This is a genomic window from Denitratisoma sp. DHT3 (assembly GCF_007833355.1).
Lineage (GTDB): Bacteria > Pseudomonadota > Gammaproteobacteria > Burkholderiales > Rhodocyclaceae > Denitratisoma.
Genome location: NZ_CP020914.1, coordinates 3,579,950 through 3,593,674 on the forward strand (window position 1 = coordinate 3,579,950; position 13,725 = coordinate 3,593,674).

The following is a 13,725-nucleotide window of genomic DNA, read 5'->3' on the forward strand; positions in this document are numbered from 1 at the left end:
TCAGCCGGAATGCGCAGCCTGTCGGCGGAGCTTTCCGGATATCCCTGATAGCGCTTTTTCCGCTTCGGCGATGGCGAAGACCAGCATGCCCGCCATGGCCACCTTCAGCCACTCGCCCGCCGACAGACTGGTCGAGCCGAATGTTTCGCGCAGCACCCCGGCGTTCGTGTAGGCGATCTGCAGCGCCAGGCAACCGACGATGGCGAACAGCACGTAGCGGTTGCCGAACAGGCCTTCGCGGGACAGCACCGATCGGCGGATGTAGCGGCTGTTCAGCAGGTAGAACATCTCGGCCATGACGACCGCGCTGACGGCCATGGTCCGCGCCGTTTCCAGGCTTGCGCCGTGCTTCAGTTCCCACAGGAAAAGCCCCAGGGCGCCGGCCATCATCAGCAGTGAGACCATTGTCACGCGCCAGATGAAGAACCAGGAGAACAGCGGCTTGCGCGGATCGCGGGGGCGCCGGCGCATGACGTCGTGCTCCGGCCGCTCGAAGGCCAGCGCCAGTCCGAGCGTGCTGGAGGTGACCATGTTGATCCAGAGCACTTGCGCCGGCGTCAACGGCAGCATCAGATCGAACAGGATCGCGGCGATCACCACCAAGGCCTCGCCACCGTTGGTGGGCAGCATGAACAGGATGAATTTGATGATGTTGTCGTATATGCCGCGCCCCTCGCGCACGGCATTGGCGATGGTGGCGAAGTTGTCGTCGGCGAGCACCATGTCGGCGGCCTCCTTCGCCGCCTCATTGCCCTTCAAACCCATGGCCACGCCGACGTCGGCCCGCTTCAGCGCCGGCGCGTCGTTGACGCCGTCGCCAGTCATCGCCACCACATGTCCGGCCGCCTGGAGCGCCGTCACCAGACGGAGCTTGTGCTCGGGGCTGGCTCGGGCGAAGACATCGACCTCCGGCGCCACGCGGCGCAACTGCTCGTCGCTCATGAGCTCGATCTCGGCGCCGGTCAGCGCCGCTCCACCAGCGCCGATGCCCATCTGCGCTCCGATCGCCCGCGCCGTCTCGACGTGATCGCCCGTGATCATCTTGACCCGGATGCCGGCGGCGGCGCACGCCGCCACCGCGGTGATCGCCTCGTCCCTGGGGGGATCGATGATCCCGACCAGGGCCAGCAGGGTGAATCCGCCCTCCAGGTCGGAAAAATGCACATTGCGTTGCGACTCGTCCACCGGTTTTGCGGCAATGGCCAGGACCCGCTGCCCGCGCGCCGCACAGTCGATGGCGCCGCGGCGCCAGTAGTCGGGTTCCAGCGCGGCCTTCCGGTCGCTGCCCTGGTAGCCGCACATTTCGAGGATGTTCTCGGGCGCTCCCTTGGCGTAGATGACGCCCCGCCCCTCGTGGTCGTGGTGCAGCGTGGCCATCAGGCGATGTTCGGACTCGAAGGGAATCACGTCGGTGCGAGGCAGGTCCGCGCGTTCCCGGGCCGGATCGAGACCGCACTTGAGCGCCAGCGCCAGCAGCGCCCCCTCGGTCGGATCGCCCTGCAACTGATAGCCATCGTCCCGGCGCTGGAGTTCCGCGTCGTTGCACAGCAGCGCGGCGCGGGCCGCCGCCGCCAGTTCCGGATGGCCGTCGCCGGAGATCGGAATGCCGTCGAGGGATACGCCGCCGTCCGGACCGTAGCCGACGCCACTGACTTCCAGCACTTCGCCCGCAATGACGATGCGCCGCACCGTCATCTCGTTGCGGGTGAGGGTGCCGGTCTTGTCGGAACAGATCGTCGTCACCGCGCCGAGCGCTTCCACTGCCGGCAAATGGCGGATGATGGCCTTGCGGCGGGCCATTCTCCGCACGCCGAACGCCAGGGTGACGGTCATGATCGCCGGCAGGCCCTCCGGAATGGCGGAGGCCGCCAGGGCGACGACCATCATGAACATCTCGGCGGGCGGATGGTCGCGCCAGAGAATGCCGAGGATGAAGGTGGCGACGGCCATGAGCACGATGGCGAAGGCCAGCCAGCGGCTGAAGCCGGCCATCTGGCGCAGCAGCGGCGTCGTTACCGGCTGCACCTGCCGCAGCAGCGCGCCGATGCGGCCAAGCTCGGTTCCGCTGCCGGTGGCGACCACGACGCCGGTCGCCTGGCCAGCCACGACCAGGGTGCCCGAATAGATCATGCAGGCGCGGTCGCCGAGCGGCAGGGCCGGGGCAACCGCCGCCAGCGACTTCTCCACCGCCTCGGATTCGCCGGTCAGGATGGCCTCATTCACCCGCACACCCTTTTCCGCGATCAGCCGCAGATCGGCCGGGACCTTGTCTCCGCATGCAAGGAGCACGACATCTCCGGGCACCAGCGTCTCCGCCGCGACCTCGATGCGTTCGCCGCCGCGCACGACCGTGCTGCGCAGTGACAGCATGTCGCGAATCGCCGCCAGCGCCTGCTCGGCCTTGCCTTCCTGGATGAAACCGATCACGGCATTGACCACCACGGCGACGAGGAGCACCGTCGTATCCACCCAGTGGGACAGTGCGGCGGTGACCGTCGCGGCAGCCAGCATCACGTAGATCAGCACATTGTGGAACTGGAGCGCGAAGCGCCGCCAGGCGGGGTGCCGGGGAGGCGGAGGCAACCGATTGGCGCCGAAGCGATGCAGACGGCGTGCCGCTTCATCCTTGGCGAGGCCGCGCAGCGGATCGGTGCCGAGCCGCGTGACGGCTTGCTCCGCTGCGAGACCGTGCCATTCGACAGGCGCCTGCAGATGGTGCTGCGTTTCTGGCATCAGTCGGGTGCCTCCATCTCTGTCGGTAGATGGCTCTCGCTGCGTAGCATCGCCGCGCGTATCAGCAACATCGTTGTAACCGGCGCGCTGAGGAGGATGAACAGCGTGATCAGCAGCTCGTGGATGACCGGGCGCTGCGCCAGCGCCGTCGAGGTGAGCGTCGAGGCGATCAGCACGCAGCCCGCGCCGAGCGTGCTGCCCATGGTCGGCGCGTGGATGCGAGCGAAGAATGACTTGAGGCGCAGCAGACCGATCGAGCCGACCAGGGTCAGCAGACCGCCGCAGACCAGCAGCAGGGCGGCAGGCAGCGCGGCCCAGAGGGGGACGTCGGCCGCGCTCATGGCTCGATCACCTCGCCGCGCAGCAGGAACTTGGCCATCGCCGTCGAGCCGACGAAGCCGAACAGGGCGATCAGCAGCGCGATGTCGAAGTAGATCGCGGCGCCGAAGCCGATGCCCAGCATCAGGATGGTCAGCATGCCGTTGATGTAGAGCGTGTCGAGCGCGAGGATGCGGTCCTGGGCGGCGGGGCCGCGCAGCAGGCGGATCAGGGCGCAGAGCATGGCCAGCGCGAAGCAGGCGAGCGCGAAGTTCACGGCGAAGGGCAGGATGGCGTTCATTCGAAGATCTCCATCAGGGGGCGTTCGTAGCGGTCCTTGATCGTGCGGATCCATGCATCCTCGTCCCACAGGTCGAGGACGTGCAGTGTGAGCACGTTGGCCGCCGGATCATGGCCGGCCCACACCGTGCCCGGCGTGCCGGTGACGATGATGGACAGCATGGCGAGGCCGTGCGGATCGCGCAGATCGAGGGGAATCCTGACGAAGCCGATGGTCGGCTGGCGCCGCGTGGCGCCGAGAATGACACGGCCGACACCGATGTTGGAGCGCACGATGTCGAGGAATACGTGCCAGATCAGGCCGATGGCGACATGGAGACGGTGCGGCCAGGCCGGCAGCGGGCGCAGTGGGCGTATGGCGGCGCCGACCAGCAGGGCGAAGACGATGCCAAGCAGGACATGGCCGGGCGCGAGGCTGTCGTTGAGCAGAAGCCAGACGATCGCCAGTACGACGGGCAGCAGCGGCATCAGGGGCGGGCGTTTCATGGCCGCCCCCCCGGCAGCACGACGCCGATGTAGGCCGCGGGATCGTGCAGCGCGCGCGCGGCCGCCTCGAAGTAGGCCATGGCCGGGCCGGCGCCGAAGGCCAGCGCGCTGCATAACAGCACGAGGGTGGCCACCGGCGCGGCTTCGAGCCACTGCAGCCGCGGCGTCGGCCGCTCGCTGTCCCAGAAGACGCGGATGCCCAGCCGCGACAGCGCGATCAGGCCGGCGAGCCCCGACAGCAGCAGCGCCGCGAAGAGCAGTATCGCCTGCGACGCGGGCGCCGGTGGCGCGGCAATGGCCGCCTTGAGCAGCGCGAACTTGGCAACGAAGCCGGACAGTGGCGGCAGACCGCTGAGTATGGCGGCGCAGGAGAAGAAGGCGAGGCCGAGGAAGGCCATCGCCGCCGGAATGGCGGCACCGGCCTCACCCATTGCGTCCGGATGCTCCGACTCGTGCCGCTCCTGCAGGCCGAAGGCCTCGAAGCTGATGGCGAGCAGGTCGGCGGCCACCGCGCGGTTGCGTTCCGCCATTTCGATCAGCATGAAGAAGGCGCCGCCGCCGAGCACCGAGCTGGCGAGATAGTAGAGCGCGGGGCCGGTGAGCGTCGTGCCGGTGAAGCCGAAGGCGGCGAGCAGGGTGCCGGAGGAGATGACGACCATGAAGCCGGCGAGGCGGTCGAGCTTCTGCGCAGCGAGCACGCCCAGCGTACCGACGGCGATGGTGGCCAGGCCGCAGTAGAACAGCCAGTCGCCTTTGAAGGGCGCCGGGGCGACGTCCTGGCCGAACAGGATGGAAAAGCGCAGCAGCGAATACACGCCGACCTTGGTGAGGATGGCGAACACGGCGCCGACCGGGGCGGCGGCGGCGGCGTAGGTGGCGGGCAGCCAGAAGTTGAGCGGCCAGGCGCCGGCCTTGACGAGAAAGACGATGCCGAGCAGGAGCGCGCCGAGCTCGAACAGCGCGCGCGCGTCGGCGTCGAGCCGCGGCACCGCGAACGCCAGCTCGGCCATGTTGAGCGTGCCGGTGACGCCGTAGATCAGGGCGGCGGCGACCAGGAAAACCAGCGAGGCGACCAGGTTGACCACGATGTAGTGCAGGCTGGCCTTGACGCGCGGCGCGCCCGAGCCGTGCAGGGCCAGGCCGTAGGAGGCGGCCAGCAGCACCTCGAAGAAGACGAACAGGTTGAACAGGTCGCCGGTGAGGAAGGCGCCATTGAGGCCCATCAGCAGGAACTGGAACAGGGGCAGGAAATGGCTGCCGGCGCGCTCCCAGCGGGCCAGCGCGTACACCAGGGTGGATAGGCCGAGGATGGCGGTCAGTGTCAGCATGAGCGTCGCCAGGCGGTCCACCACCAGTACGATGCCGTGGGGGGCGGGCCAGTTGCCGAGTGCATAGACGCCGACGCCGTCCCGCCAGGGTGCGGCGAGCCAACCGTCCACGCCGGCGAGCAGGATGACCGCCACCACCAGTTGCGCAAGCGTGGCAAACAGCGCGAACAGGGAGCGCGCGCCGTGACGCGTCTCGCCGGAGAACAGCAGCAGCACGCCGGCCAGGAGCGGCAGCAGGATCGGCAGGATGGGCAGGTGCTGGATCATTCCCGCTCCGGTTCCCGGCCGTCCACGTGGTCGGTGCCCGACAGTCCGCGTGCGGCGAGCAGGACGACGAGCAGCAGCGCGGTGACGGCGAAGCCGATGACGATCGCGGTCAGTACCAGCGCCTGCGGCACCGGGTCGGCGTAGAGCGCCGGATCGGCGCCGCGCGCCGCGTCGATCACCGGCGCCGCGCCGGTGCGCAGGCGGCCCATGCCGAAGATGAACAGGTTGACCGCGTAGGAGAGCAGCGACAGGCCCATGATGACCTGGAAGGTGCGCGGGCGCAGCAGCAGGTAGATGCCCGAGCCGGCCATGACGCCGATGGCGAGGGCGAAGACGATTTCCATCAGCGCGTCTCTCCCGTCGCGGTCCTGTGATGATGGCTGCGCAGCGACTGGTGGGCGATGGCCACCAGCATCAGCACCGTGGCGCCGACCACCAGCATGTAGACGCCGAGGTCGAACAGCAGCACGCTCGACAGGTGAAGTTCACCGACCACCGGCAGCGTGCCGTGCCAGGCCTGGCTGGTGAGGAAGGGCGCACCGGCAAAGGCGGCGCCGATGCCGGCGGCGGCGGCGAGCAGGAGGCCGATGGCGATCCAGTAGAGCGGCTGGATGGGCAGGCGCGACTCCACCCAGAGCGTGCCGCCGACCAGGTATTGCAGGATCACCGCCGTGGCCAGGATCAGGCCGCCGACGAAGCCGCCGCCCGGCGCGTTGTGGCCGCGCAGCAGGAAGAACAGCGACACCAGCATGGCCAGCGGCAGCAGCAGCCGTACCAGCACGGCGGGCAGCATCATGACGCCAGTGGGCAGCAATGCGTCTTGGTTGTTGCGCGGGGCCGCGTTGCCACTCTGCACATCCTGCTCATGCTGCTGGCGCGGCAGGGGAATGCTTTCCGGCGCCGGCCGGAAGCGGCGCAGCAGCGCATACACGGTGAGGGCGACGATGCCCAGCACGGTGATTTCGCCGAAGGTGTCGAAGCCGCGGAAGTCGACCAGGATGACATTGACCACGTTGAGGCCGCCACCCTGCGGCAGGGCGTGCTGGACGAAGAATGGCGCGATGCCGTCCGTGGCGGGGCGGGTCAGTACCGCGTAGGCGAGGGCGGCCAGCCCGAGGCCGCACGCGCCGGCGAGCAGGATGTCACGCGCCCGGCGCAGGCGCGGGGAGGCGCCGCCGGGGCCGGCGATGTTTTTGTCGCGGCGCGGCAGCCAGCGCAGGCCGAGCAGGATCAGCACGGTGGTGACGACCTCGACGGTGAGCTGGGTCAGCGCCAGATCGGGCGCCGAGAACCAGACGAAGGTCAGGCTGGTGGCGAGCCCCGCGCCGCCGGCGAAGGCGATGGTGGCGAAGCGATGAAACTTCGCCAGCCAGGCGACGGCCAGGGCGCAGGTGCCGCCGACGACCCAGAGCAGCGCGAAGGCGGGCTCGAGGGGCTGCGGCGAGCGGGTTCCCCAGCCGATGCCGAAGGGTTTGACCAGCAGCAGCGCGCCGCCGAGCGCAACGATGAAGATGAGCAGCATCTGCATCTGCAGACGCTGCGACGACAGCCACCGCAGCCCCCCCCCGGCGCCGGCGGTCAGCGCCCTCAGCGCCGCGTCGAAGAGATTGCGGCCGTCGATGGCTTCGAGCAGCGGCACTGTCGTCGCCCGCCGCCGGGTGAGCAGGGCGCCATGGAGCAGCGTGCCGCCGCCGAGGGCGACGAGGCTCATCAGCAGTGGCGCATTGAAGCCATGCCAGACGGCCAGGCTGTAGGTCGGCGCATCGGCACCGAGAATCGCGGCGGTCGCCATGCGCAGGAAGGGGCCGATGACGAGTTCCGGGACGATGCCGACCAGCACGCAGGCGGCGACCAGCAGCGCGCTTGGCAGCAGCATCCAGCGCGGCGGCTCGTGCGGTGCGTGCGGCAGGTTGCGCGCCAGGGGACCGAAGAAGACACGCTGTATCAGGCGCAGCGAATAGGCGACGCTGAACACGCCGGCGAGCGTGGCCGCCAGCGGCAGGCCGACGTGCTGCCAGTCGGGACGATCGAGAAAGACCGTCTCGGCGAAGAACATTTCCTTCGACAGGAAGCCGTTGAGCAGCGGCACGCCGGCCATCGCCGCCGCCGCGACGACGGCCAGCGCGGCGGTGAGCGGCATGGCGCGGGAGAGGCCCGACAGGCGGCCGAGGTCACGCGTGCCGGTCTCGTGGTCGACGATGCCGGCGGCCATGAACAGCGAGGCCTTGAAGGTGGCGTGATTGACGATGTGGAACACGGCGGCGACCAGCGCCAGTTCGCTGTTCATGCCGAGCAACAGCGTGATGAGGCCGAGGTGGCTGATCGTCGAGTAGGCCAGCACGCCCTTCATGTCCTGCTGGAACATCGCCAGGTAGCCCGCCAGCACCAGCGAGCACAGCCCGGCGCCGCCGACGATCCAGAACCAGGTCTCGGTGCCGGCCAGCACCGGCCACAGCCGCGCCAGCAGGAACACGCCGGCCTTGACCATGGTCGCCGAATGCAGGTAGGCCGAAACCGGTGTCGGCGCGGACATCGCGTGCGGCAGCCAGAAATGGAAGGGGAACTGGGCGCTCTTGGTGAGCGCGCCCAGCGCGATCAGCACCAGCACCGTCGGATACCACGGATGGGCCTGGATGCGTGGGCCGGCCGTGAGCACGGTGTCGAGGTCATAGCTGCCGGCGATGTGACCGAGCAGCAGCACGCCGCCGAACAGGGCGAGGCCGCCGGCGCCGGTGACGACCAGCGCCATGCGCGCGCCGCGGCGCGCTTCGCTGCGGTGGTGCCAGTAGGCGATCAGCATGAAGGACGACAGGCTGGTCATCTCCCAGAACATCACCATCTGGATCAGGTGGCCGGAGAGCACGACGCCGAGCATGGCGCCCATGAAGGCGAGGAAAAAGGAGAAGAAGCGCGGTACCGAATCGGTCGGTGACATGTAGTAGCGCGCGTAGATCACCACCAGCGTGCCCATGCCCGTCACCAGTAGGGCGAACAGCCAGGCGAAGCCATCCATGCGGAGGCTGATGTCGAGGCCGAGCGCAGGCGCCCAGGGCAGGTGCTGGCGCAATACGCCCCCGGCGCCTTCGGCTGCCACCTGGGGATAGAGGCTGATGATGATCGCCGTGGCCGCCAGCGCAACGGTACCGGCCAGCCATGCCTCGGCGTTGCGTGCGTTGGACGGCAGAAACGCCGCACACAAACTGCCCAGAAACGGGAGAATGGTCAGCAGGATCAATTCCATGCCGGCCATTCTATCCAGTGTGTCCTATGCGCGATGCCTGGCACGTGCGGCGGATCATGTCGCCGCGTCCTCGCGGAACAGACTTACCGCGGCCGCGACCATGCCCTGCAGGCCGCCGGCCGACGCGTATTGATGGCGCAGGAAGCTGGCGTGATTGCCGTCGAAGACCATCTCACGCCACAGGATGTCGAGCGCCGCCCGGCTGTCCAGGGCCTCGGCGTGAGGCTCCAGTCGGCGCAGGGTGGCGAGGATGTCTTCGCGCAGCGGGATGTTTTCGTGGGTCGCCGGATGCACCAGGATGCCGTCGAGACCGAAGCGGCAGGCCTGGAATCGGTTGTAGTTGTAGACCAGGTAATCGTCCTCCGTCGGTGGCGGATCCCGCCGCTCCAGCAGCATGTGGCACAGCGCCTGGAGATAGCCGGCCAGCGCGGCCGCCCGCGTGACGGTGAGCGGCGTGTCGCAGACCCGCAGTTCGATCGTGCCGTATTCGGGCTTGGGCCGGATGTCCCAATAGAAATCCTTCATGCTCTTGACGATGCCGGTCGCCTCCATCTTGGCGAAGTAATCCCGCTCGAAGTCCGCCCAGTCGAGCATGAAGGGCGCGCGGCCGCTCAAGGGGAAGGCGAAAACGGAATTCAGGCGCGACGAGTCGAACAGCGTATCCACCCCCTGCGAGAAAGGCGAGGAGCCCGACAGGGCGATGAAGTGGGGCAGATAGCGGTTCAGCCCATGGAGCAGGAACAGTCCCTGGTCCGCGCTGGTGCAGCCGATATGGATGTGCTGGCCGAACACCGTGAATTGCTTGGCCAGGTAGCCGTACAGCGCCGCGACCTCCTTGAAGCGCGGCTTGGCGAAGATGCGCTGCTCGGACCAGTGCTGGAAAGGGTGGGTGCCCCCGCCGCAGAGACTGACGTTGAGGCGGTCGCCCGCCGCGACGAGGCCGTCGCGGATATTCTTCAGCTCGGCCAGCAGAGCGTCGTATCGGGTGTGCACCGTGGTGGCGAGCTCGATCATGCTCTCGGTGACCTCGGGCTTCACGTCGCCCTGGAAACCGGATCGCTCCAGCAGATGCAGCATGTCGGTCGCCGACGCCGAAAGATTGAAGTCCGTCGGGTCGATCAGTTGCAATTCCAGTTCGACGCCCATGGTCAGCGCGGCACTGTGCTTGAAAGGTTCCAGCGGCATGGTCAGCGCTCCTCCTTGCCGACGCTCTCGCCGGCCCGGGCCAGCGCCCATTGGGTGAACAGGGGGCCGGCGACCTCGAGCAGCAGGACCACCGCAGCGATGCCCGCCATTTCCTCGAAAGCGCCGAAGTCGCTGCGCCGCGTCTGCTCCATGAGCAGGATGGCGAACACCGAAAGCGGCATCATCGCTACCCCGGTCAAGGCGCCCTTGCGCCAGGAAATGCCGCTTGCTCGGGACAGCAGGGTCGTGACGGCGGTTTTGACGGCCAGGCGGACGCCGACGATGGACAGGCCGAGGGTGGCGCCGGCGAGCGCCTGCCGTCCGTCGATGGTGGCGGCGACGAAGACGAACAGGAGCACCGTCAGCAGATCGCCGAGGGCGCCGAAATTGCGCTGGGCCTGGGACAGGATGACGCGCCGGTGCCGCGCGACCAGGCCGAAGGCCAGTGCCGCCAGGAGGGGCGAGAATTTGAGGGCATGGGTCAGCGTCGTCAACAGCAGGGCGGCCAGGGCGAAGGCGATCGTCGCGTTGCGGGCGAGGCCGCCGATGCCGCGCAGCAGACCGGGGACGGCCACGCCGAACAGCGTGCCGATGCCGGCGGATGCCAGGACCACCACCAGGCTGCTCCAGATGGCATGGAAGACGCTGCCGGAATTCGTCAGGATCGAATAGCCCAGCACCGCCTTGAAGGTCGCCACGGAAAGCACGCAATTGAAGGCCGAAAGATGCATGATGCGCTCGGTGACCTGACCGGCGCTGCGCAGATCGTTCGCCACCCGCAGCACGGCGGCCGGCGAGGTGGACATGGTCAGGGCCGCCAGCAGCAGCGCGGGGACCGGCGGAACGTCGAACGCCAGGGCCACCGCGAGCACCGCGCCGAAAGTGCCGAACGCCTCGAGGATGCTGGTCGCGCCCAGCCAGGGGTTGGCGCGCAGCCAGCGCAGGTTGATGCGGTAGCCCAGTTCGAACAGGATCAGGGCAAAGGCGAAATCGGCGAGCAGCGTGACCGGGGCGCCTTCCGGATCGGCGAGAAAGCCGCCCTGGCTTGCCGCCATCAGAAAGCCGGCGATGCCGTAGCCGCTGACGCGGGGCAGCCGCAGCCAGCGCTGGCCGGCTTCGCCGGCCAGCCAGGCCAGGGCCAGCGCGGCCGGCCAGGAAATGTCGTGCAGGAGTCGCAGCAAAGTATCGGGCACAATGATCCTTTCCCCGGAGCCCTCCGGCGGTGGTCGGGAACGCCGTCCCCGCGCCGCTCACATTTTCGAAAACGGCGGTGTGCCGCGATGCTGGAGGCAGATTTGGCCGCGCCATCGACCCGGTTGACCCGGTTGCGGTCGATCGCGCGGCGGACGCCGTCGGGCAGGACGCCCGCGGTTGGTTAGAATCGATCCCCGTGCGCAATCGGCGGTCAGGAAATCAGATGGACATCAATACTAGGGCACTCGGCCGGGAATGAACATTCGGGAATGAACGTAAGCGAATCACTTACGCCGCCGCGGCGGCTGCGCCGGACCTGGCCGGACGCCGGCTGGGCCGCCGCATTCTGCGCGGCGTATGTCGTTCTGGACTGGGCAAGCTACATCGACGCCTTCCATCGTCTCAACATCACGCCCTGGAGTCCGGCGGCGGCCCTGGGCCTGCTGTTCCTGCTGCGCGGCGGTCCGGGTGGAGTGGCGACGATGCTCGCGGCGCTGGTGGCCGGCGACCTGATCGTGCGCGATCTGCGGGCGCCCCTGTGGGCGATCCTGCTGCTCGACTCGATGCTGGCGGCCGGCTATATGGCGATCGCCTGGGTGCTGAAGCGCCAGGTCGGCGAGGAGGGCATGTTCGTCGACCGGGCCGGCCTGGTGAAGTGGGCCGCCATCGTCATGTCCGGTTCCCTGGCCAACAGCGCACTGTTCGTTTCCGGGCTGATCGCGACCGACCAGCTTCCCGTTTCGGGCTGGAGCGACGCGACCCTGCGCTTCTGGGTGGGGGACGGGGTGGGCATCTTCGTCACCCTGCCGTTGCTCTGGTGGCTGCAGGACGGCCGGCGGCGGCAGATCTTCCGGACCACGGTCGGTTGCTGGGAGTCGCTCGGCTATGTCGCGCTGGTCATGGTCACCCTGTGGTTCACGTTTGCCTTCAGCGCGGAGGGGCGCTTCCGGTACTCCTTCGTCCTCTACCTTCCCCTGGTCTGGGCGGCCTCGCGCCAGGGGCTGGTGGGCGCGATTTTCTGCGCATCGCTGCTGCAGCTTGGCATGCTGGTGGCGGGATGGCTGTGGGAAGGGGCGAGCATGTCGGTGTTCGAACTCCAGATGCGCGCGCTGATGCTGGCCATCGTCGGCTTCCTGATCGGCGTCGCCGTCGACGAGCAGCGCCGGGCCGCCGCCGACCTGCGCCACACGCTGCGCCTGGCCGCCGCCGGCGAGATGGCCGCCGCGCTGGCGCACGAACTCAATCAGCCCCTGACCGCGCTGTCCGCCTACGGCGCGGCCAGCGAGCGCATCCTGGAACGGGACGGCGGCAGCGAGCAGTTGCGCGACGTGATCCGGCGCATGCGGCTGGAGGCCGGGCGCGCGGCCGAGGTCGTGCGCCGCCTGCGGGATTTCTTCAGGACCGGGGCGACCCAGCTGGAGCGGTTCCCCCTGCGCGAACTGATGGACGCCGCGCTGCGGCCGTTCCGGGACAAGGCCGACCAGCACGGCATCGTCCTCTCCGTGAGCGGAGCGTCCGCGGCCGAGCTTTACGCGGACCGCCTGCAACTGGAGGTGGTCCTGCGCAACCTGCTGTCCAATGCGTTCGAGGCGGTCGCGGATAATCCGGCCGGCAGCCGGCGGGTGCGGGTCACCACGGAGCTGCGGGAAGAAGGCCTGCTCAGCATCCGGGTCGAGGACAGCGGGCCGGGGGTGGCATCCCTGGTCTCGGACAGCCTGTTCGAGCCTTTCGTCTCCACCAAATCCAGCGGCCTGGGGCTGGGATTGGCGATCAGCCGCTCCATCGTCGACGCCCACGGCGGCAGCCTCGCGGTCGAGACCGGCGCCCATGGCTGCTTCCGGTTGATCCTGCCCATCGAGACCATGAAGGTGTCCGTCCATGGATGACGCCGTTTTCATCGTGGACGACGATGCCTCGGTGCGCGACGCCCTGGGGCTGCTGCTCGGGCTGCGCGGCTATCGGACCGTGTTCTTCGCCGATGCGCCGAGTTTCCTGGCGGCCTTCGATCCCGCCTGGCGCGGCTGCCTGCTGGTCGACATCCGCATGCCCGGCATGGACGGGCTGGCCCTGCAGCGCCGGTTGCGCGAAATGGCGTGTTCCATGCCGGTGATCGTCATCACCGGCCACGGCGACGTCGCCTCCACCCGCGAGGCCTTTCGCGCCGATGCCGTGGATTTCCTGGAAAAGCCCCTGGACGAGGACCGCCTGATCCAGGCGATCGGCGAAGCCCTGGCGCGTCAGGCGAGCCGGCGCGGCGACGAGGAGCGGCGGGCGCAATTGGCCGCCCAGTTGGAGGAGCTCACCCCGCGCGAGCGGGAGGTGATGGACTTGGTCGTCGCCGGCAGGCACAACCGGGACATCGCGCGCGAGCTCGGCATCAGCGTGCGTACCGTCGAGGTGCACAAGGCCCGGATGATGACGAAGCTGAAAGTGGACGGGATTCCGCAACTGGTACGCATCAGCCTCGGGCTGAGGTAGGCTCGCCCCACCTTTGACTCGCCCCCCTTCACCCCCCTCCGGGGGGGTCTCATTGGCTCGCTGCGCTCGGGTGTTTGGGGGAACGTTGTGGGGGCACCGATGCGTTGCGGCTTCGCCGCGTGCCGCTTTTCCTTGCGGCGGCGCGGCGGGAAAGCTTTTTCGGTATTCCATCCCTTCGCCATCCTCCGGGGCGGT

The 13,725-nt window shown here is 68.7% G+C and carries 11 protein-coding genes; 2 read left to right on the forward strand and 9 right to left on the reverse strand.

Annotation, left to right across the window (positions count from 1 at the left end; all coding sequences use genetic code 11):
* The 9 genes from B9N43_RS16570 to B9N43_RS16610 are packed head-to-tail and all read right to left on the reverse strand — an operon-like array spanning position 1 to position 11,051.
* Positions 1-2,733, reverse strand: coding sequence for an HAD-IC family P-type ATPase (locus tag B9N43_RS16570; RefSeq protein ID WP_145843317.1), 2,733 nt, complete (start codon positions 2,731-2,733; stop codon positions 1-3).
* A complete protein-coding gene (gene mnhG, locus B9N43_RS16575) occupies positions 2,733-3,074 on the reverse strand; it encodes a monovalent cation/H(+) antiporter subunit G (protein ID WP_145843318.1) in 342 nt (113 codons plus the stop codon). Before mnhG ends, B9N43_RS16570 begins: the two co-directional genes overlap by 1 nt.
* A complete protein-coding gene (locus B9N43_RS16580) occupies positions 3,071-3,352 on the reverse strand; it encodes a K+/H+ antiporter subunit F (RefSeq protein WP_145843319.1) in 282 nt (93 codons plus the stop codon). The genes mnhG and B9N43_RS16580 overlap by 4 nt, the downstream gene beginning before the upstream one ends.
* Positions 3,349-3,837: a Na+/H+ antiporter subunit E gene (locus tag B9N43_RS16585; protein WP_145843320.1), complete on the reverse strand. Its 489-nt coding sequence runs from the start codon at positions 3,835-3,837 to the stop codon at positions 3,349-3,351. The genes B9N43_RS16580 and B9N43_RS16585 overlap by 4 nt, the downstream gene beginning before the upstream one ends.
* Positions 3,834-5,432, reverse strand: coding sequence for a monovalent cation/H+ antiporter subunit D (locus B9N43_RS16590; RefSeq protein WP_145843321.1), 1,599 nt, complete (start codon positions 5,430-5,432; stop codon positions 3,834-3,836). Before B9N43_RS16590 ends, B9N43_RS16585 begins: the two co-directional genes overlap by 4 nt.
* On the reverse strand, positions 5,429-5,776 hold the full coding sequence (locus B9N43_RS16595; RefSeq protein ID WP_145843323.1) for a Na+/H+ antiporter subunit C: 348 nt from the start codon (positions 5,774-5,776) through the stop codon (positions 5,429-5,431). Before B9N43_RS16595 ends, B9N43_RS16590 begins: the two co-directional genes overlap by 4 nt.
* The gene (locus tag B9N43_RS16600; RefSeq protein ID WP_145843324.1) at positions 5,776-8,673 is read right to left on the reverse strand and encodes a monovalent cation/H+ antiporter subunit A; all 2,898 of its coding nucleotides are present in this window, start codon (positions 8,671-8,673) and stop codon (positions 5,776-5,778) included. Before B9N43_RS16600 ends, B9N43_RS16595 begins: the two co-directional genes overlap by 1 nt.
* A gap of 54 nt (positions 8,674-8,727) precedes the next feature.
* The gene (locus B9N43_RS16605; protein WP_145843325.1) at positions 8,728-9,858 is read right to left on the reverse strand and encodes a YbdK family carboxylate-amine ligase; all 1,131 of its coding nucleotides are present in this window, start codon (positions 9,856-9,858) and stop codon (positions 8,728-8,730) included.
* A gap of 2 nt (positions 9,859-9,860) precedes the next feature.
* Positions 9,861-11,051 carry a cation:proton antiporter gene (locus B9N43_RS16610; protein ID WP_145843326.1) on the reverse strand — a complete coding sequence of 397 codons (1,191 nt, stop codon included), beginning with the start codon at positions 11,049-11,051 and terminating at the stop codon, positions 9,861-9,863.
* A gap of 270 nt (positions 11,052-11,321) precedes the next feature.
* Between B9N43_RS16610 and B9N43_RS16615 the strand changes: the two genes are divergently transcribed.
* Together B9N43_RS16615 and B9N43_RS16620 are read left to right on the forward strand one after the other, a co-directional pair.
* Positions 11,322-12,938, forward strand: a complete 1,617-nt coding sequence (locus B9N43_RS16615) for an ATP-binding protein (protein ID WP_145843327.1) — start codon at positions 11,322-11,324, stop codon at positions 12,936-12,938.
* Positions 12,931-13,530 (forward strand): response regulator transcription factor, encoded by a 600-nt coding sequence (locus tag B9N43_RS16620; RefSeq protein ID WP_145843328.1) that lies wholly within the window; start codon positions 12,931-12,933, stop codon positions 13,528-13,530. The genes B9N43_RS16615 and B9N43_RS16620 overlap by 8 nt, the downstream gene beginning before the upstream one ends.
* Positions 13,531-13,725: the final 195 nt, after the last annotated feature.